19 protein-coding genes are annotated in these 19,429 nt (G+C 41.5%); 9 read left to right on the top strand and 10 right to left on the bottom strand.

Annotated features, from left to right (window positions below):
- Positions 1-45 precede the first annotated feature (45 nt).
- Positions 46-504: an NUDIX hydrolase gene (locus tag XDD1_RS11400; RefSeq protein ID WP_045971258.1), complete on the bottom strand. Its 459-nt coding sequence runs from the start codon at positions 502-504 to the stop codon at positions 46-48.
- Positions 497-1,126 (bottom strand): 23S rRNA pseudouridine(2457) synthase RluE, encoded by a 630-nt coding sequence (gene rluE, locus XDD1_RS11395; protein ID WP_045971256.1) that lies wholly within the window; start codon positions 1,124-1,126, stop codon positions 497-499. The genes XDD1_RS11400 and rluE overlap by 8 nt, the downstream gene beginning before the upstream one ends.
- A gap of 140 nt (positions 1,127-1,266) precedes the next feature.
- On the opposite strand from rluE, the gene icd reads away from it, so the two are divergent.
- Positions 1,267-2,520, top strand: a complete 1,254-nt coding sequence (gene icd / locus XDD1_RS11390; protein ID WP_045971254.1) for an NADP-dependent isocitrate dehydrogenase — start codon at positions 1,267-1,269, stop codon at positions 2,518-2,520.
- Between the two features lie 183 nt (positions 2,521-2,703).
- Positions 2,704-3,087 (top strand): putative signal transducing protein, encoded by a 384-nt coding sequence (locus tag XDD1_RS11385; RefSeq protein ID WP_045971252.1) that lies wholly within the window; start codon positions 2,704-2,706, stop codon positions 3,085-3,087.
- A gap of 170 nt (positions 3,088-3,257) precedes the next feature.
- On the opposite strand, the gene XDD1_RS11380 is transcribed toward XDD1_RS11385, so the two are convergent.
- Together XDD1_RS11380 and XDD1_RS11375 are read right to left on the bottom strand one after the other, a co-directional pair.
- The gene (locus XDD1_RS11380; RefSeq protein WP_045971250.1) at positions 3,258-3,632 is read right to left on the bottom strand and encodes a hypothetical protein; all 375 of its coding nucleotides are present in this window, start codon (positions 3,630-3,632) and stop codon (positions 3,258-3,260) included.
- Between the two features lie 121 nt (positions 3,633-3,753).
- On the bottom strand, positions 3,754-4,233 hold the full coding sequence (locus XDD1_RS11375) for a PliI family lysozyme inhibitor of I-type lysozyme (protein ID WP_045971249.1): 480 nt from the start codon (positions 4,231-4,233) through the stop codon (positions 3,754-3,756).
- A gap of 1,265 nt (positions 4,234-5,498) precedes the next feature.
- Between XDD1_RS11375 and XDD1_RS11370 the strand changes: the two genes are divergently transcribed.
- Both XDD1_RS11370 and XDD1_RS11365 read left to right on the top strand, forming a co-directional pair.
- Entirely contained in the window at positions 5,499-6,953 is a 1,455-nt protein-coding gene (locus XDD1_RS11370; protein WP_045971247.1) for an alanine/glycine:cation symporter family protein, read from the top strand.
- Positions 6,954-7,123: 170 nt separating this feature from the next.
- Positions 7,124-7,954 carry an N-acetylmuramoyl-L-alanine amidase gene (locus tag XDD1_RS11365; protein WP_197541030.1) on the top strand — a complete coding sequence of 277 codons (831 nt, stop codon included), beginning with the start codon at positions 7,124-7,126 and terminating at the stop codon, positions 7,952-7,954.
- Between the two features lie 119 nt (positions 7,955-8,073).
- Here the strand turns inward: XDD1_RS11365 and XDD1_RS18910 are convergent, their stop codons facing one another.
- Positions 8,074-8,460 carry a helix-turn-helix domain-containing protein gene (locus tag XDD1_RS18910; protein WP_071827308.1) on the bottom strand — a complete coding sequence of 129 codons (387 nt, stop codon included), beginning with the start codon at positions 8,458-8,460 and terminating at the stop codon, positions 8,074-8,076.
- 95 nt (positions 8,461-8,555) lie between these two features.
- Between XDD1_RS18910 and mgrB the strand changes: the two genes are divergently transcribed.
- The 4 genes from mgrB (at position 8,556) to thiD (ending at position 12,213) form a co-directional block, all read left to right on the top strand.
- Entirely contained in the window at positions 8,556-8,711 is a 156-nt protein-coding gene (gene mgrB, locus XDD1_RS18905; RefSeq protein ID WP_071827268.1) for a PhoP/PhoQ regulator MgrB, read from the top strand.
- A 247-nt stretch (positions 8,712-8,958) separates the two neighbouring features.
- Complete coding sequence (locus tag XDD1_RS11355; RefSeq protein WP_045971242.1) at positions 8,959-10,332, top strand: amino acid permease; 1,374 nt, start codon at positions 8,959-8,961, stop codon at positions 10,330-10,332.
- Positions 10,333-11,045: 713 nt separating this feature from the next.
- Positions 11,046-11,255, top strand: a complete 210-nt coding sequence (cspE, locus tag XDD1_RS11350) for a transcription antiterminator/RNA stability regulator CspE (RefSeq protein ID WP_045971240.1) — start codon at positions 11,046-11,048, stop codon at positions 11,253-11,255.
- Positions 11,256-11,415: 160 nt separating this feature from the next.
- Positions 11,416-12,213, top strand: coding sequence for a bifunctional hydroxymethylpyrimidine kinase/phosphomethylpyrimidine kinase (gene thiD, locus XDD1_RS11345; protein ID WP_045971238.1), 798 nt, complete (start codon positions 11,416-11,418; stop codon positions 12,211-12,213).
- A 95-nt stretch (positions 12,214-12,308) separates the two neighbouring features.
- Here the strand turns inward: thiD and fbaB are convergent, their stop codons facing one another.
- From fbaB to XDD1_RS11330, 3 genes are all read right to left on the bottom strand, one after another.
- Complete coding sequence (gene fbaB, locus XDD1_RS11340) at positions 12,309-13,358, bottom strand: class I fructose-bisphosphate aldolase (protein WP_045971236.1); 1,050 nt, start codon at positions 13,356-13,358, stop codon at positions 12,309-12,311.
- Between the two features lie 611 nt (positions 13,359-13,969).
- The gene (gene trhP / locus XDD1_RS11335; protein WP_045971234.1) at positions 13,970-15,361 is read right to left on the bottom strand and encodes a prephenate-dependent tRNA uridine(34) hydroxylase TrhP; all 1,392 of its coding nucleotides are present in this window, start codon (positions 15,359-15,361) and stop codon (positions 13,970-13,972) included.
- Between the two features lie 161 nt (positions 15,362-15,522).
- A complete protein-coding gene (locus tag XDD1_RS11330) occupies positions 15,523-15,867 on the bottom strand; it encodes a YegP family protein (RefSeq protein ID WP_045971232.1) in 345 nt (114 codons plus the stop codon).
- A 256-nt stretch (positions 15,868-16,123) separates the two neighbouring features.
- Between XDD1_RS11330 and XDD1_RS11325 the strand changes: the two genes are divergently transcribed.
- Positions 16,124-17,278 (top strand): MFS transporter, encoded by a 1,155-nt coding sequence (locus XDD1_RS11325; RefSeq protein WP_045971230.1) that lies wholly within the window; start codon positions 16,124-16,126, stop codon positions 17,276-17,278.
- A gap of 6 nt (positions 17,279-17,284) precedes the next feature.
- Here XDD1_RS11325 and baeR read toward each other — a convergent pair whose 3' ends face one another.
- A complete protein-coding gene (gene baeR, locus XDD1_RS11320) occupies positions 17,285-17,992 on the bottom strand; it encodes an envelope stress response regulator BaeR (protein WP_045971228.1) in 708 nt (235 codons plus the stop codon).
- A 26-nt stretch (positions 17,993-18,018) separates the two neighbouring features.
- Positions 18,019-19,407, bottom strand: coding sequence for an envelope stress sensor histidine kinase BaeS (gene baeS / locus XDD1_RS11315; RefSeq protein WP_197541028.1), 1,389 nt, complete (start codon positions 19,405-19,407; stop codon positions 18,019-18,021).
- Positions 19,408-19,429: the final 22 nt, after the last annotated feature.

The raw sequence follows: 19,429 nt of genomic DNA, 5'->3' as shown, positions 1-19,429 counted from the left end.
GTTTATCCCATGCTTGTTTATCATATTGTTTACTACGGTTATTTATTACGATCCGTTGGCGACAGGCGGATCATAATAATCCAGTAGCGAGAGTGGATAAACTTTGCGCTCCAAATAACAGAGAATACTTTCGGCGACCAGAGGGGAACGTAGCTGTGAACTATTCAGGATCTCTTCCGCGCTTAACCAGTGGCAGCAATAGATATCATCATCTTGTGGATGCGTGTCCATGATTTTTTCCATTTCAACCAAGAACAGAAAGCGGATAAAGGGCGTTCCGTCCGGCGCAACCCATTGGTGCAATTTTAACAAGGCTTGTGGTTGTGCCCGAATGCCGGTTTCTTCCCATAATTCGCGTTCGGCGGCGGCGAGCAGTGTTTCATCCGCTTCAAGATGACCGGCTGGCTGATTCCAGAGCGGTTTGCCGTTGATGAATTCTTCAACAATCAGAAACTTATTTTCTGCACGGACAATGCAGGCAACAGTCACGTGTGGATTAAACAAGATTAATTTCTCTCCATTCTCCGGGGGATAATGAATCTAATTGTATTGAGCCAATACTGAAACGAATCAGGCGCAGTGTAGGATGACCCACATGAGCGGTCATTCTGCGTACTTGTCGGTTGCGTCCTTCATATAACGTAATTTTAAGCCAGCTTACCGGAATGTTTTTGCGTTCCCGAATAGGAGGCGTTCTTTCCCAGAGCCATGCAGGTTCTGCCACCCATTCAGCCCCGGCTGGCAACGTCGGGCCATCTTTTAATGTGACGCCGTTGCGAAGTTTATTCAACGCCGCTTCATCAGGAATACCTTCAACCTGAACGTAATAAACTTTAGCGGTTTTTTTATGGGGCTGAGTCAGTTTGGCCTGCAATTTGCCATCATTGGTTAACACCAGTAAACCTTCACTATCACGATCCAGACGACCCGCGGCATAAACATCCGTAAATGGGATAAAGTTTTTTAATGTTGTTCGTCCCATTTCATCAGTGAATTGGGGCAAGACATCATAAGGCTTGTTAAAAATCAATACCCGACGGGGAGTTGTTGGTTTTTTTATAGGTTTGTTATTTTTTCTTTGGCTGAATCGGTTAAGTTGGCGTTTTTTAAAAGCGATATTTGTCATAATAAGCGATTGTGAAAAGTGAGGGTGCGTATTATACCTTAAATTTGTGAGCGTTGGCGTTTGCAGAATATTCAAGTAGTATTGACACGTCCCTTACAAAAAATTAACAAGGCATTGCGCTTATTTGAAAGGAGAGGTTAATGGAAAGCAAAGTAGTTGTTCCGGCGGAAGGTAAAAAAATTACGATTGATGCCAAAGGTAAATTAAATGTTCCGAATAACCCTATTATCCCTTACATCGAAGGGGATGGCATTGGTGTGGATGTGACGCCGGTCATGCTGAAAGTTGTTGATGCTGCGGTTCAGAAAGCGTATAGCGGTGAGCGCAAAATTGCGTGGATGGAAATCTACACGGGTGAAAAATCCACGCATGTCTATGGGAAAGATGTTTGGTTGCCGGATGAAACGCTGGATTTGATCCGTGATTACCGTGTTGCCATCAAAGGTCCCCTGACAACGCCAGTGGGTGGTGGTATCCGTTCGCTGAACGTCGCACTGCGTCAGCAATTGGATCTGTATGTCTGCCTGCGTCCGGTTCGTTACTATCAAGGTACGCCAAGCCCTGTTAAGCAACCTGAACTGACCGATATGGTGATTTTCCGCGAAAACGCCGAAGATATTTATGCGGGTATTGAGTGGAAAGCGGGTTCTGCGGAAGCGGACAAAGTGATCAAATTCCTCCGGGATGAAATGGGTGTGAGTAAGATCCGTTTCCCTCAACAGTGCGGTATCGGTGTAAAACCGTGTTCAGAAGCAGGCACTAAACGTTTAGTCCGCGCTGCGATTGAATATGCGATTGATAATGACCGTGAATCAGTCACTCTGGTTCATAAAGGCAATATCATGAAGTTCACCGAAGGTGCTTTCAAAGATTGGGGTTATGAACTGGCTCGCACTGAGTTCGGCGGAGAACTATTGGATGGCGGCCCGTGGGTTAAGATCAAGAATCCTAAAAACGGCAAAGATATCATCATCAAGGACGTGATTGCAGATGCTTTCTTGCAACAGATCCTGCTGCGTCCGGCAGAATATGATGTTATTGCCTGTATGAACCTGAATGGTGATTACATCTCTGATGCGCTGGCGGCACAGGTAGGGGGTATCGGTATTGCCCCTGGTGCCAATATTGGTGATGAGTGCGCATTGTTCGAAGCAACCCACGGCACGGCACCTAAATATGCGGGTCAGGACAAAGTCAATCCGGGTTCTGTGATCCTTTCCGCTGAAATGATGCTGCGCCACATGGGATGGTTCGAAGCCGCCGACCTAATTGTTAAGGGAATGGAAGGTTCGATTGCGGCCAAAACCGTGACTTACGATTTCGAGCGCCTGATGGAGGGTGCTAAGCTGCTGAAATGTAGCGAATTCGGCGATGCCATTATCTCTCATATGTAATTAATTGCATTACTGAATAGATAACGGGGGCTTAATGGTTCCCGTTAATTTTTTACTTTCCTTTAATTCTAACCTGTAGCAAATAAAATAAAAGAAAGGGAGTTAATGATAATCTTAAACAATAAGAGAATAATGCAATAATAGGTTATACTTATTTGTAAATCATCTGATTATGGTGAGCTTATGTGGAATAGTTATCCTCAAAGAGGAAATATGCAGTTATTGGCAAATTTTTTATCGCCGATAGATGCCCACATTGTCTTGGGCAGGATGTTATCAGAAGATATTTATGCGATAGTGATAGATGAAAATATTGTATGGAATAACTATATGTATTCTCAGGCATTTGGTGGCGTTAAACTGCTTGTCCACCATGCTGATATAGAGCGCGCAAAAACGATACTTGCTGAAATTGAAGATAATAAGTTTTCGTTAGATAAAATAGCGCCTAATCAGGGCAATGAGAAAAAATCATCATTTCAATATCGCTTCTCTACATTAATAAATACTTTTTTAGTCCTTTTATTGTTTTTGCTATTTTGTATAGCGTTGCCGTTAAAAAAATGAAATCTCATTCTTCTCTTTAATCTCATTGTTATAAAATCGCAAGATAATAAAAATAATCTAATTTGTTTCATGTTGTAATGAAAAAAATTAAATAATTTATTGAAATTCAAATGGCGAAACGGCTAACGAAGCAGAGCGACAACGTAAGTGAGTCGTCGCTCTACAGGATCTTATTTTGTACTGTTAGATAAGGCATTCTTTGTCTGTACTTTACATGCTTCAACTGATTTAGCCAGTGATTCGTCAAAATGACGAGTATTTGGGAAGACCTGTTTATTTTTTCTGACTTCTGTGACGGTTTGTTTGATAGATGCAATAAATTCATCCTTGTTGCTATGGATCTCTTTAAGATCGAATCCCTTGCGACTTAATTCATTGAAAGCGTTTTGGGCTATTGTGCCGGGTGAATCATGGGTTTTAAATGCTTCTACGGAGGCTTTCCCAAACAAATGACAATAAGTATCGGCAGTCTTATCTACATGATTAGCATATGCGGTATATGAGAAGAATGGGGCAAGGAAAATCGGCAATAAAAGACGTTTCATAATTTCCTCTTGATCGACTATACCATGATAGTGGTGAACAGCTTTAACCGGAATAACAACATTAACAATAGTACATAATTCAATGTTTGCGCCGAATTTCAGTGGGTTGAGGAGAAGTTGATTAAGGTTTCTGCTCTATACACTTTCCTCTTTTACATATTGCACGGAGTGACTTTACAGGATCATTGTTTCCGTTTATATAGATGCGGGTGAGAAGTTTGACATGCTTCTTCGTGATTTTGAGTGCATCAACTTCAAGGTAATTCCCAGAGCCCGCAGTTAGTTTAGAGACAATGAGCTCTTTGGAACCATTACCATCAATATCGGCAAATGTAATTCTCGGATTTCCATTATCTTCAAATACTGAACCATCACGTTCAAAGATAGCCCCGGTTTCAAAGTCCTCAAGATCTTTATCCTTAAAAATGGCAATGGAATAACTGCCAATTGATGCACTTTCCAGATCACCAGTGGACAGAACGGCAAATCGTTTATCAGGCAGGTTAATCAATTTTCCGTCTCTTGCGCCAGCAGGCGTTGATAACAATAGTGTAATTACAGCCGGAATAGCAATAGTTTTCATGATGTTGCTTATACGCATAAACAATACTCCATTGTCTACTGTCTTGCATTTAACAAATCTGTCGGTGTGATTTATATCGTAGCACGAATTTGGGAAGACATATTCCCGATGGAAAGAGTCACTCAATACCTATTTAGCAGGGGGGATTGTGGTGCAATATATAGTGCAGTATTGAGGGAATAGAGTTGAAACCTGAAAAGAAATTATTAGAATATCTTATTGTTATTGTCGTGGAATAGTGATTGTTTAGCATCAACGGGAGTGATGGCTCCCGTTTTTTATTAACTTCAACATATATTAAGCTCTACGTACTGTTTTTTTCTATTTTTTCTACAATCTTATTGTACTCTTTCCAAACAACAGATACGGGTGAACTCAAACAGCAGATAGAGATCGAACCACCTGTTGCAGGATGATATTCATACTTTGATTTTCCTCTATAAACCCTTTTGGGCAGTATGTTGTCTGCGGGATTTTTTCTTTTTCGCTCTAACATCAATTATAACCTCACTTGCAGATTATCTGATGACCAGATAGTGGATTATTAACATCTTATTAACATGTTAGTGTTGTTTCCTACTGCAAAAATAACAAACGAAAATTTTAATATGTAATGATAGCTTTTTCCAACTATCACAGTATTAAAATTTAATAATCTCATTTTGAGAAAAATATTACTATATGTTTTCGAAAATATTAGAAATTTCAAGATTAAATTTTGTAATTACGCCACTTTTTCTAGTTAATTGGGTTGTTACTACGTTAGTGGTATAGCAATACGTGATTATCTAAATTTATTCTATGTATGTTGTTTGGCATGACATCAGTAACTTCCGATTAACGTATGCTTTCCAACCCAGCGTTAGAGTGGGAATGAATTGACGTTGTTTTTTATAGGTTGTATTTTGGTTACCAATTGGTTTCGTGTTTTAAGCCCAACTGTTAATTCATTTATGCTTTTCGCTTATATATAGGAAGAGAATTAGCTTACATTTTTTGTGCACGAAATGTATTTGGATGGCTTGAAATAGGAATTGGTGGGTTTATGGACATTAAGATAACTGTTCAATAACGCTAAAGTAAATGTAAAAATTTCATTAAAAGTTACCCATTGAAATAAATATTGTGTTACATTCTTTCCGTTTTAATGGCTAGCATCTCTGTATTCTTTGTATGCAGAATTGTGTTAATTGTTAATTATAAAGGAATTAAACTCAATAAAATTTCGTCGAATACGGCATTACGGACAGCTAATGTTTGCTAATTAGTAAGGGGAAAATATCTTGACGGATCTGATTAACTTCATTAACCACATTCTTTGGGACTACGCACTCATATACCTGCTTCTTGGGGTGGGTCTCTACTTCACACTGCGTTCTGGTTTTATACAACTTCGCCATTTTGGCCACATGTTCTCCGTTCTGAAAAATAGTAATAAATCAGATAGCTCTGGTATTTCATCTTTTCAGGCTTTATGTACCAGCCTTGCTGCTCGTGTAGGAACCGGTAACTTAGCCGGGGTTGCCATTGCAATTACTGCCGGTGGGCCAGGGGCCGTTTTCTGGATGTGGGTAGTGGCCTTTATTGGTATGGCAACTTCCTTTGTGGAAAGCACGCTTGCTCAGTTGTACAAGACGAAAGACGATCAAGGAAATTTTCGCGGTGGCCCGGCTTACTATATGGAAAAAGGGCTGAAGAAGCGATGGATGGGAATTCTGTTTTCATTCTTCCTGATTATCGCGTTTGGTCTTGTATTTAATGCCGTTCAGGCAAGCTCAATTGCGGAAGCGGCGGCTTTTGCCTTTAATATCAAACCACTTTATGTCGGTATTGTATTAGTCATTATCAGTGGCGTGATTATTTTTGGTGGATTGCGTTCCATCGCCAGAGTCGCGGAAATCGTTGTACCGTTTATGGCGATTGCCTATTTCATACTGGCACTTTGGGTCGTTGGTCACAATATTGAACGTCTTCCCGCGGTATTTGCATTGGTGATCAAGAGCGCCTTTGGCGTGCAGGAAGCGATAGCGGGAACATTAGGCTACAGCATCTCTCAGGCCATGCTTCAGGGTGTGCAACGCGGGTTGTTCTCGAATGAAGCGGGGATGGGTTCTGCGCCAAATGCGGCCGCGTCAGCGTCTCCATATCCACCACATCCCGCCTCTCAGGGTTATGTGCAGATGTTGGGGGTATTTATGGATACCATCGTTATCTGTAGTGCAACGGCGGTTATCATCCTTTCTTCCGGTGTCCTTAACGAAAATGTCACGGCTATCAGCGGCATTGAACTGACTCAGCGAGCATTGTCATCCGTTGTTGGGCATTGGGGAACGATATTCGTTGCTATTGCGATTTTCTTCTTTGCCTTTACCTCGATTATTGCCAATTACGCTTATGCTGAAAGCAATATGATATTCCTGGAGCGTAACCACACTGCCGGCTTATTTATTCTGCGCCTGGCTGCGCTGGGTATGGTGATGTTTGGTACGTTGGCCGATGTGCCTCTGGTCTGGAATATGGCAAATTTATCAATGGCATGTATGGCTATTGTTAACCTGATTGCCATACTGATGTTGTCCGGTATCGCCATGAAGCTGGCGAAAGATTATAACCAGCAGAGAAGGGCCGGAAAATTACCGACGTTCAATATTAATGACTACCCAGAGATTCAACAGCAAGTTGAAAAAGGGATTTGGGATAATGATGCACCATTTAACGGTGAGAAGAGTCATCAGTAACAGAAAATAACTCGTTATAAACCCGCTATTCGTTCGTTCCGCGAATAGCGGGTTTTTATTTGTGCTTAAAAACAAACTGATAAGTAAAGAACGCCATATCTCTTTTCGTTTCATCTGCTATATAATCATCACAATGTTATCTCTTTCTGTAAAATAGCTGACCAATCATGATAAAACGTTTAATAATTTGTCTATTTATCACGTTGTTGATTGGTTGTTCTCATTCCCCTGAACGAGAAGATAGAGGCGGTTATATTGTTGATCATTCCTATCCTTACTCGACTAAGCAACCTATTGACTCTATTAAGTTTCTTGTCCTTCACTATACCGCGCTAAATGATAAAAGATCTGTCCGGGTATTAACGGGAGGCCGTGTTAATGCTCACTACCTTATTCCTTCCCAACCGAGGTATAAGGATAAAGAACCGATTATTTTTCAATTAGTTTCAGAAAAGGAAAGGGCATGGCATGCAGGGAAGAGTGAGTGGAATGGATACCAAAGTTTAAACCGTTATTCTATTGGCATTGAAATTGTAAATTGCGGATTTGAGCAAAAGTTTGTCGAAAAAGAGTGGTGCTCATACCACCCATCACAAATTAATGCCGTGATCCGGTTGGCAAAGGATATTATTCACAGGCATAACATTCAGGCTGTGAATGTTATAGGTCATAGTGATATCGCACCACTGAGAAAAGAAGACCCTGGGCCGGTTTTTCCGTGGCGTGAACTTTATAAACAGGGAATTGGGGCCTGGCCCGATCATGCCACAGTGAATAAATATTTAGCGGACAGGGCACCGAATATGCCTGCTTCAGTGATGTCAATTCAAAAAGCACTGGCACTTTATGGTTATAGTATTCCTCAAACGGGAATTTTGGATAGTGCTACTCATAAAACGATTCAAGCATTTCAGATGCATTTTCGCCCGTCAGATATTAGCGGCATTCCCGATGCAGAAACGGAAGCGATCGCTTTAGCCTTGGTCGAAAAATACCAATAACGGTTTATGCTTAATATGTAGAAATAGTATAGAAATAAAGTGGCGTTATTGAGAAAAGAAAATAAATATTAAGTTGAGGCATGGCGGCCGTGATGAATGGCCGCTGATGATGGCAAACTTCATGATTCGCAGTTATAAGTTAGATGCAGTGGAAGTTTAACCTCAAGTTCAATATCTGTACTCTGGCGAAAATCATAAGGCGTAATGCCGTACTCTTTACGGAACATATAGGTGAAATGGGATTGAGAGCCAAAGCCGAAATCCAGGGCAATATCAAAAATAGGCAGCGAACTGTTTCTCAACAGAAAAACAGCGCCAGCCAAGCGTCGTTGGCGGATGTACTTCCCAAGGGATATGCCGGTAACTTCCTTGAATATTTTCTGCATGTGCCAAAGCGAGTAGCCAGAGTAAGCAGCAAGCTCTTCAAGATGAATGACACGGCCAAGATGGTTTTCTATCCATTTACTCAGTGCGCATACAAGTGCTAAGTGGTTATCTTGTGTCATTACAATTTTAAATTGGTTGAAGGTTGGGGAAGTATACACAACTTCTTTTCAAGATGACAAAACCCATCATTATAGATAGATGAAATACTCTTAAGGTGATCTCGTTGAATACTAAAAAAGTGCTTTTAATTCTGTGCTCGATATTGATATGTTTGTTTTTGTATTTGTTAGCGTTGGATGTACATTGTGAGCAAGGTAATGATGTATTCGAATTAGGTGTTTGTTCCATCACCCGATACTTACCTTTTTGATCTTCACTCAATCATTATTCTGCCTGCATGTGTTAACATGCATTTGCAGTATTCATTCTTTGTAAATGATGTTTTAATATCCACCTGATACGAATAAACAAACTCAATATTGCATAAATTAGTACATAGCTCAATCACTACTCTATGTTGAGGGAATTATGTTGAGGAAATTTAAACTCGACAAATTTTGTACAAATAAAACAGCTTTTAATGAGACGGGTTCTAAGCATCGTAAAAAGAGGACTAGATGGCAGAACAACAAGAACAACAACCTACGCTTAAGCGTGGTTTAAAAAACAGGCATATTCAGCTTATTGCTCTCGGCGGTGCAGTAGGAACAGGGTTATTTTTGGGCATTGCCCAAACCATTCAAATGGCAGGACCTTCAGTACTCCTTGGGTATGCAATTGGTGGGTTTATTGCATTTTTAATTATGCGCCAACTGGGAGAAATGGTGGTTGAGGAGCCAGTAGCTGGCTCGTTTAGCCACTTTGCTTATAAATATTGGGGAAATTTTGCCGGTTTTCTATCAGGCTGGAATTACTGGGCCATGTTTATTTTGGTTGGCATGGCAGAGTTAACGGCGGTTGGTATGTATATCCAATATTGGTGGCCGGACGTGCCAACATGGGTTTCTGCCGCCGTATTCTTTGTACTGATCAATCTCGTTAATCTCATTAATGTCCGGTTATATGGTGAAACCGAATTCTGGTTTTCTATCATTAAAGTCAGTGCTATTGTCGGGATGATTATCTTTGGGTGCTATTTGCTGATTAGTGGTAATGGTGGCCCACAGGCAAGTATCACTAACTTATGGCAGCAGGGCGGCTTTATGCCAAATGGGTTTTCTGGCTTGATTATGGCGTTGGCCGTGATCATGTTTTCATTTGGTGGCTTGGAAATGGTGGGTATTACCGCAGCAGAAGCGGAAAATCCTGAGAAAAATATCCCAAAAGCAACTAATCAGGTTGTTTATCGAATCTTGCTATTTTATATCGGTTCACTGACTATCTTGCTGTCGTTGTATCCGTGGATGAAAGTGGTTGAAGGTGGCAGCCCCTTTGTTTTGATCTTCCATGATCTGGATAGCTTCTGGGTGGCAAATATCCTGAATGTGGTGGTACTCACGGCGGCATTATCTGTTTATAACAGTGGTGTGTATTGTAATAGCCGGATGTTATATGGTTTGGCTAAACAAGGTAATGCACCTTATGCGCTCACCAAGGTTAACAAACGTAATGTGCCTGTCTTGTCTATTGGTTTATCGGCGCTGGCCACATCGATTGGTGTATTGGTTAACTATGTTATGCCCGGTAAAGCATTTGAGTTGTTGATGGCATTGGTGGTAACAACTCTGGTCATCAACTGGATTATGATTTGTTGTGCTCATTTAAAATTCCGTGCAGCTAAAGATAAACAAGGTGTCAAAACAAAATTTCAGGCACTGTGGTATCCATTTGGAAACTACTTGTGTTTGGCATTTTTGGCGTTCATTCTCATCATTATTCTCATGATGCCACCCATTCGTATTTCGGTTATCTTGATGCCACTTTGGATTGGTATCTTGTGGGTTGGCTACTTGATTGCTCAATCAAAGAAAGCCAAAAGACAAGTCAGCTAACTGTTAATCCATTTCAGATTTTTTCAGTCGGGTATGATGCCCGACTGACTATTATTTGTTCTCACGACATCCTATTCGTATACAAGAATTGATAGTTTTATATTTTGTTATACCTGTTAGTGTGAGGAGTCAGGAAGTGTCCGACAATTTTGGCATATTATTTACTTGATGAAATCAGTTTATCGTATGGAATGATCATCTGGGGAATAATAAAAAATCATCTCATAAATATTATAATTGAATAATATTTAATAAATGATAAACAAAAAGTAATCTGATTACATGTAAAACGATGATATTATATATTCAAAAAAAGAATAGATGGCGTTAGCCGAAATTTTTATAGTTATCTAAGATGAATTTTTCATAACGAAAACTCTCTGGTTTACACCATAACAGATATAAAAACAGCATTATATATTAAATTTATCAAAGAAATTTCTTTGGGGTCAATTTTCTTTCTACATTGATTCAAATAGTTATGTAACTTAAAGGATATTGAGTAATTTCAAATCGGGATAGAGATTAAGAATTGAAAATATGTGCGTTGGCTCCAGCACCTGAAAAAAATGGCTTGCGATTATATAAAGAGTATGTGATAAAACACATGGGTAAACGAAGTACTGTTCTGTTAATAAATAACAGCAACTAATACTGGTTTGTTTATTTTTGTGCCAATAGGCTAATAAAGTGATTCAAAGGAAATTTTTGAAATGGCAAAAATCACTGGTACTGTGAAGTGGTTCAACGAGTCTAAAGGTTTTGGTTTTATTACTCCAACCGATGGTAGCAAAGATGTATTTGTACATTTTTCTGCAATTGTAAAAGATGGGTTTAAAACATTGTCTGAAGGCCAACAAGTTGAGTTTGAAATTCAGGATGGCCCTAAAGGTCCTGCTGCTGCAAACGTCACAACTTTATAGTAATAAATTTAATTTGGCTGGTATTTGATTACTGGCTAAATATATCTATCGTCAGCTTAGTTTTATTATCTGACGATAACCTATTGCAAATATCACTCTATTAGGATACTAATAGGGTGATTTTTATTTTGACTTTTATCTGGTGGTAGGGATCACCATAATGAGAATTAACTCACTGACTATCGCGGGAACCGATCCTAGCGGTGGTGCTGGCATCCAGGCCGATTTAAAAACCTTTTCTGCACTAGGTGCTTACGGAACCACAGTCATCACCGCGTTGGTTGCGCAAAATACCCAGGGCGTGCAATCGGTTTATGACCTTGATCCGCTTTTTGTTGCTGCTCAATTGGAATCAGTGCTTGCAGATGTCAGGATAGACAGCGCTAAAATTGGCATGTTGTCGAATGCGGCGAATATTGCTGTGATAGCAGAATCATTGCAGCGTTATCCTATCCCCCACATTGTATTGGATACGGTCATGATGGCGAAAAGCGGTGATCCCCTGTTATCACCGGAGGCCATTACCACAATGGTAGAACAATTACTGCCGATAGTCTCTTTGATCACCCCCAATTTACCGGAAGCGGCAGCCATACTGAAATGTGATCTTGCGACCAGCGAAGATGCCATGTTGCAGCAGGGGCACGCATTGCTTTCAATGGGATGTCAGGCGGTTTTATTGAAAGGCGGACATTTGAATAATGAGGAAAGCCCGGATTGGCTCTTTACCTTGGAAGGGGAATGGCGTTTTACTGCCCCCAGAGTGAATACACGGCATACCCACGGAACGGGTTGTACTTTGTCCGCAGCACTCGCCGCATTGCGTCCACGTTATTCTGACTGGCAAAGTACTCTGCCGGTTGCAAAAACCTATTTACAACATGCTTTGACGCAGGCAGATAGTTTGGAAGTCGGTCATGGCATTGGGCCAGTCCACCATTTTCATCAATGGTGGTGATGTACCAAAATAAGATCATTCCTGAATGAGATAGCGCTTAAATAATGGGGATGCTGAGATCCCCATCTTTGAAAGCAGTGAGCCAAGCGACTTGATTAGGCGATGGTAACTTTCTTGTCGAGATAAACATCCTGTACAGAGTGGATTAACTCAATGCCATCTTTCATCGATTTCTTGAACGCCTTACGGCCAAGGATCAATCCCATCCCTCCGGCACGTTTATTGATGACAGCAGTGCGAACAGAATCACTTAAGTCATTATTTCCGGAAGCGCCACCTGAATTGATTAATCCGGCACGTCCCATATAACAGTTAGCAAGTTGATAGCGAACGAGATCAATCGGATGTTCAGTCGTTAAATCGCTGTAAACGCGTTTATCTGTGTGCCCGAATCCAATAGCCGTATAACCACCATTTGTTTCTGCCATTTTTTGTTTCACGATATCGGCACCGATTGTGGCTGCCAGATGATTTGCCTGACCGGTTAAATCAGCGCTGGTATGGTAATCCACCCCGTCTTTCTTGAACGCTGAGTTGCGCAGATAAGCCCATAGTACGGTAACCATACCTAATTCGTGAGCCCGTTCGAAAGCGGCTGAAATTTCCTCTATTTGACGGCGGGACTCAGCAGAGCCGTAATAGATTGTTGCCCCTACTGCAACGGCACCCATGTTAAATGCTTGCTCGACACTGGCATACAATGTTTGATCATATTCAGCGGGATAAGTCAACGTCTCATTGTGATTAAGTTTGACCAGAAATGGGATCTTATGCGCATAACGGCGAGAAACCGACGCCAGTACCCCGTAAGTTGAAGCAACACAATTACAGCCTGCCTCAATTGCCAGTTCAACGATATTTTTGGGATCAAAATAGAGAGGATTGGCAGCAAAAGAAGCGCTGGCAGAATGTTCAACACCCTGATCTACCGGCAAAATGGACAGATAACCTGTGCCAGCCAGACGACCGTGGTTCAATAAGGTTTGCATGGAACGAAGAACCGTATTGGGACGGTTATTGTCGAGCATTACTCTATCGACAAAATCTGTACCTGGGAGATAGAGATTTTCACGTGGAATGGTATTGCACTGATGTTGCAATAAACGCTCTGCGTCTTTTCCTAACAACTTAACGATATCAGTCATGATTAGCTCCAGTTTGCAAAAGGCGCTACTGATTGTTGTTTATATTTGAACTGATCACAAGGTAAGTCGCGAGGGAAACAGCAGTGGATCGCTTCAGTTAATACAAATATTGCTAAAATTTAACCATGCTGCCTAACAATAAAGTGAAATAATACTTATCTGGTGTGAGGATAAATAAATATTGAGATCATTTTGCAACGGGATAATTTAGATTATTTTTTCTAAAAATTTCCTTCATTAAGCTGAATAAATTCTAACGATATTTATGGGAAGATGATTTTCTTGATTATTATAAATAATGTTACTAATAATAGATTAATAAATATTCAATTTAAATGTAAAAGCATAAATTAATTTAATGACTTTTTCGGGCGAAGTATTCTTTTAATGTATTGAATTTATTGATTTTTTCTTTATTGATATATAAAGAAAAGGCTAGCCCAAGGGAGATTGAGCTAGCCAAGGAGGTGGTTCCTAGTCTTACAGTAAAACTTTTTTAGTTCTTTATTTTTCAGTGCTGATAATACGAGAAATAAATTAGCATTGATGTGATCTGTTTCTAAAAAAATAGATCAATTTCTTTAAAACTCTATTTCGAATTATTTCGCTTGTCATTCTTGCGGATGGGGTGCCCTGGTGTTGCCACTTTTTAAGTTTCGAACAAGTAAAGCATAATCCAGCTTGATTTCTTCAGGAATAGGAAGATAAACGATATGCCCGTCACCCGGTGCAACTTCCACGACCTGGCCTTTTTTATTGGTCATAGATTCTAACGTAAAGTGAATATTGCCTGATGGTGTCATCAGTTCCAACTGATCCCCGACAAGAAATTTATTCTTCACGGCCACCTCTGCCAAGCCATTGACTCGCTTGCCGGTAAACTCGCCAACAAATTGCTGAGTGTCTGACACTGAATAACCGTATTCGTAAGTTTGATAGGCATCATGGGTATGGCGGCGCAGAAAACCTTCTGTGTAGCCACGGTGCGCCAGACCTTCCAATGTGGTCATCAAGGTTGGGTCGAACGGTTTTCCGGCAACGGCATCATCGATAGCACGGCGATATACCTGAGCGGTGCGGGCGCAATAGTAGAAAGATTTGGTACGGCCTTCGATTTTCAGAGAGTGAACGCCCAACTGGGTTAATTTTTCTACATGTTCAATGGCGCGTAAGTCTTTGGAGTTCATGATATAAGTGCCATGTTCATCTTCAAACGCAGACATATATTCGCCGGGGCGCTTGGCTTCTTCTATCATGAAAACCTTGTCCGTGGGTGCCCCTTGACCCAGTGTTGGCTCGATGTTTTTGACTGGAATAGTTTTTGGAATAGTTTTGACCGGAATAGGATCGTGCCTATGGACGATATTGCCGACATTATCTTCCTTGCCTTCCTGCACATTGTATTCCCAGCGACAGGCATTGGTGCAGGTGCCTTGGTTAGGATCGCGCTTGTTGATATAACCCGATAATAGGCAGCGACCAGAATAAGCCATACACAGTGCGCCATGCACAAAAACCTCAAGCTCCATATCGGGCACATGCTGGCGGATTTCAGCAATTTCCTCCAGCGAAAGTTCGCGGGAAAGAATAACGCGCGTCAACCCCATTTGTTTCCAGAATTTGACTGTGGCCCAGTTAACTGCATTGGCTTGAACTGAAAGATGAATATCGATTTCAGGAAAGGCTTGACGCACCAGCATAATCAAGCCCGGATCAGACATAATCAAGGCATCAGGCCCCATTTCCACAACGGGTTTTAAGTCCCGGATAAACGTTTTCAGCTTGGCATTATGGGGTGCGATATTGACCACCACATAAAAATGCTTACCTAATTCGTGCGCTTCCTTAATGCCCTGAGCCAATGTCTCATGGTTGAATTCATTATTGCGAACACGCAGGCTATAACGGGGTTGTCCGGCATAGATGGCATCAGCGCCATAAGCGAATGCGTAACGCATGTTTTTCAAGGAGCCGGCAGGGGAAAGTAATTCTGGAGTAAACATATTCTTAACGTTCTCGGTCTGAGTTCAAGTCAGCCCTTACCCGGTCTTCATTATCATTACTAAGGGTAAGGTTTAAAGGAGGGGGATTTTAGCGCTTATACCATCATTAGCACAAATATAAAAAAAGCGCGCCAGGCGGCGCGCGTTATTCATTGTGTCTGTCAATTCTGTTTGGTCAGATCACGGACTTTTTCTGTCGGCCCGATTTTCATGACAGACTGCATACATTTCTTCATGCTTGCTTCATTAGTGTGGGCTTCACTGATAGCAATAATCTGATGATTTCGGGCTTTCAGGACAAAATAGGGTTTGCCTGATTTATTTTTTCTCACTTCATGGCGAGCCTTGTCGGGAGAATTGACTCGCACAGAGTGAATACCCTTATTGGCAGCCGCTTTGGTGGTATACATTTCACTGTTCAGAATAATGTCACCACTTGTTGTCACCAGATTGAAATAAAATTGCCCGTTCTTTGTTTTCTTAAGATCATAATGCCCAGTAGCCATAAGAAATTCTCCTGATTGGGTAATTATCAGCTTAAGTTTAGCCTTAATTTTGTACAGTCAAGGGATTTGATGAAAAAAATTATCTTCTGCCTCTCTGTTTTTATAGAGCACAATGATTATTTTGTTTTTGCCGATTAATTGACAACGACTTCCAAATTGGTGGCGGCACGAATATATTACAGTCTCTGTCTCAGGGATAAATACACATCGTTACAATCATAACCTGATTAATTCAACTTCTTATTAGGAGTTTTCCATGCCTGTAGCTATTTTGGCTCTAGCCATAGCGACATTTGGGATCGCGACGACTGAATTTATTGTCGCGGGTTTACTTCCTGAAATCGCAACCGAATTTAGTATTTCAATACCAACCGCGGGTTATATGGTAACCAGTTATGCCCTTGGTGTATTTGTTGGAGCACCTGTTCTAATAATTTTGGGGGGGCGGATAGAAAGGAAAAAGATGCTTTCCATGTTGATGGTATTATTTATCATCGGAAATGCACTGACGACTTTTTCCCCGACATTTTATCTGGCCATTATTGGCCGAATTGTGGCTTCCCTGACCCACGGGGCATTTATGGGGATCGGTGCAATTATTGCTGCTGAGTTGGCACCAGAAAATAAAAAAACGACCGCTATCGCATTAATGTTTAGTGGAATGACACTGGCTAATTTGGTCGGCATACCGCTTGGAACCTGGATAGGGAAGGCCATTTCCTGGCGTGTCACTTTTGCCATCATTACGGTGATTGGCATTATCGCCTTAGTTGGAATTTTAAAGTTATTACCTAAATTCGATCAGAAAGCCCCGGTCAGTATTAAAAAAGAATTGCTAGCTTTCACCAATATCCATGTGCTTTTGGCGATGGGGATCACTGTCTTAGGCCCCGCTGCATTTTTTACGACGATTACCTATATTGCGCCATTGATGGTGAATGTTGCCGGATTCTCTGAGAGCGCAATTACCTGGCTCCTTCTGGTTTTGGGGCTAGGGTTTTTCTTTGGCAATATTGTGGGTGGAAAACTTGCAGATAAGGCAATGATGCCATTGTTGTATTGGACTTTAGGGCTACAAGCCTTAATTCTGTTTATTTTCTGGCTTTATGGCAATAATCCATTCATTGCCTGTTTGAGTATATTTCTAATGGCGGCATTGGGTTTTGCCACGGTATCGCCAATTCAGCGGCTGGTCATGGATAAAGCTCAGGAAGCCGGTGCACCTAATCTGGTTTCTTCTGTCAATATCGGCTTCTTTAATTTGGGCAATGCAGTAGGGGCATGGCTGGGTGGTGTGATTATCGCATCTCATTATGGCTACGCAACCCTTAATCTGGCGGGAGGATTATTAGCCTTAATGGCATTGTTATTAGCGGTTATTTCAGGTCTGCAAAAAAACCAGCGGCGCTGAATATTGTCACATTAAACGGCAGATTTCGGCTTCCCAACGATAGCCCAATCCGTAAATGGAGCGGATAAACGATTTATCGCCATCCAATTGCTCCAGTTTACGGCGCAAGTTTTTAATGTGGCTGTCAATAGTACGATCATTCACAATACGGTGATCGTCATAAAGGTTATTCAATAACTGATCGCGGGAAAAAACCCGCCCCGGCTGGCTGGACATAATTTTCAGCAGACGGAACTCAACCGGAGTGAGTTCAAGCACCTGCTCACAATAACGCGCCTGAAAGTGGTTTTCATCAATAGTCAGTGCACCCTGCACACTGATAATATCTTTCGGGCGGTAGCAACGGCGTAAGATGGTTTTTACTCTGGCGACCATTTCCCGTGGGCTATAAGGCTTGCAGATATAATCGTCAGCCCCGATTTCCAGGCCGAGTAGCCGATCAATTTCTTCCGTTTTTGCTGTCATCATCACAACCGGGATATCGGAAAACTGACGGATTTCCCGACAGATCGACAACCCATCAAGGCCGGGTAACATCAGATCAAGCAAGATAAGATGGGGTTGGTATTTTTGCACATGGGCGATGACTTCATCACCTCGTTTGAGCCATTGAGTTTGGTAATCCGCGGATTGCAGATAATCAACCAACAGTTGCCCCAACTTGGGTTCATCTTCAACGATTAGAACAGTATATTGTGTCAGCGGTGTGCTCATGGTGTTCCGGGTATGGTGTTCCAAGTTTAGCGTGTTTCAAGTTCAGATAATTTAATCAATGGTAATTCTACGCGAATTTTAATACCACCTAAAGGTGAGCTTTCTGCGTGAATGATGCCATTATGGGCTTCAACGATGTTATAGCAAATTGCCAGCCCAAGCCCTGAACCTCCGCTTGCACGGTTACGGGAAGATTCGCAGCGATAAAAACGTTCAAAAACATGCTGATATTGTTCAGCCGTCAGTCCGGGGGCGCTGTCTTGTACATCCAATACCCATTTTTGTTGATCTGAATATCCATGAATAATCACCTTTCCATGCTCATTCGTGTAAAGCAGGCTATTTTCCAGTAAATTGTGAAATAGCTGCGTGAGTCGATTGGGATCGGCAAACAGTGTTACGTTGTCTTTTAAATTCAATACCAACCTGATTTGTTTATCCGAAAAACGGCCATGATAATTCGCTATGGAGATTTGCAGTAATTCATTGACATTAACCGGCTCTTTTCTATAAGTCAGTGAACCACGATTAGACAGGGATAATAAATGCAGATCGTCTACCAGCTTTGTTAAGATAGCCACTTCGGTGAGCAAAGAAGGAATAGTTTCTGGTGTTAGTTCCCGTACACCATCTTGCAAGGCTTCCAGTTCACCACGCAGAACAGAAAGTGGGGTACGCAGTTCATGGGAGATATCAGCCATATAATTACGGCGCATCTGTTCATTTTTTTCCAGCGTACTGGCAAGTTGGTTAAAATCTGACGCCAATTTACCGATTTCATCTTTACTGGATGGAACGACACGGACACTAAAATCACCTGCTGCGAGTTTATGTGTCCCTTCTACCAGCCGTTTAACCGGTCTTAACAGACCACGGGAGAGAAGAAAAGTGGCAATCAGTGCCAATAAAGTTGAAAAACCGACAATAGCCCAACTGGTAAATTGTTGCTGATGGGCGAAACTAATATCAGCCTGACGGGTAATCTTGTCTGATGCGCTGACAATGACCCAGCCGACAATATTATTGTCATAGGTGACTGGCCTGCGATAACTTTCCGCCGGAATATCATTCGAATGCCCGACCAAACGGTTCATGCGAGCGTCCACAATCCAAAATTGGGGGCGCCAACCATGAGATTTGCTTTGTTGCTGGGAATTGTCACCCTGTTCAATCGTGCGGATAATTTGAAATATCGCCCGATCATTTTGGGTCAGAAAATGCCAATTGCCGTATTGCTGGTATTGTTCTGTCAAGGCTTCTGCCAGCATATCAGCTCGAGTTTGACTATTTTGCTTGATATAGCCAATAAAACCGTGTTGAAAGCTGAGGTAAATGCCCCAGTGCATGGTAACCAATACCAGCATACAAGTGGCAAAAATTGCCAGAAAAAGTTTACTGCTGATGCCCATTTTTATCCTGAATTTCATTCTACTTCAG

Source organism: Xenorhabdus doucetiae (assembly GCF_000968195.1).
GTDB classification, from domain to species: Bacteria; Pseudomonadota; Gammaproteobacteria; order Enterobacterales; family Enterobacteriaceae; genus Xenorhabdus; species Xenorhabdus doucetiae.
The sequence above is the reverse complement of the archived record's forward strand: the minus strand, read 5'-3'. Positions and strand labels throughout refer to the sequence as shown.

Bases quoted from the DNA above. Each gene is read 5' to 3' on its own strand.
- rluE (WP_045971256.1), bottom strand. From the start codon at position 1,126: ATGACAAATATCGCTTTTAAAAAACGCCAACTTAACCGATTCAGCCAA.
- icd (WP_045971254.1), top strand. From the start codon at position 1,267: ATGGAAAGCAAAGTAGTTGTTCCGGCGGAAGGTAAAAAAATTACGATT.
- XDD1_RS11385 (WP_045971252.1), top strand. From the start codon at position 2,704: ATGTGGAATAGTTATCCTCAAAGAGGAAATATGCAGTTATTGGCAAAT.
- XDD1_RS11380 (WP_045971250.1), bottom strand. From the start codon at position 3,632: ATGAAACGTCTTTTATTGCCGATTTTCCTTGCCCCATTCTTCTCATAT.
- XDD1_RS11375 (WP_045971249.1), bottom strand. From the start codon at position 4,233: ATGCGTATAAGCAACATCATGAAAACTATTGCTATTCCGGCTGTAATT.
- XDD1_RS18910 (WP_071827308.1), bottom strand. From the start codon at position 8,460: ATGACACAAGATAACCACTTAGCACTTGTATGCGCACTGAGTAAATGG.
- XDD1_RS11355 (WP_045971242.1), top strand. From the start codon at position 8,959: ATGGCAGAACAACAAGAACAACAACCTACGCTTAAGCGTGGTTTAAAA.
- cspE (WP_045971240.1), top strand. From the start codon at position 11,046: ATGGCAAAAATCACTGGTACTGTGAAGTGGTTCAACGAGTCTAAAGGT.
- thiD (WP_045971238.1), top strand. From the start codon at position 11,416: ATGAGAATTAACTCACTGACTATCGCGGGAACCGATCCTAGCGGTGGT.
- fbaB (WP_045971236.1), bottom strand. From the start codon at position 13,358: ATGACTGATATCGTTAAGTTGTTAGGAAAAGACGCAGAGCGTTTATTG.
- trhP (WP_045971234.1), bottom strand. From the start codon at position 15,361: ATGTTTACTCCAGAATTACTTTCCCCTGCCGGCTCCTTGAAAAACATG.
- XDD1_RS11330 (WP_045971232.1), bottom strand. From the start codon at position 15,867: ATGGCTACTGGGCATTATGATCTTAAGAAAACAAAGAACGGGCAATTT.
- XDD1_RS11325 (WP_045971230.1), top strand. From the start codon at position 16,124: ATGCCTGTAGCTATTTTGGCTCTAGCCATAGCGACATTTGGGATCGCG.
- baeR (WP_045971228.1), bottom strand. From the start codon at position 17,992: ATGAGCACACCGCTGACACAATATACTGTTCTAATCGTTGAAGATGAA.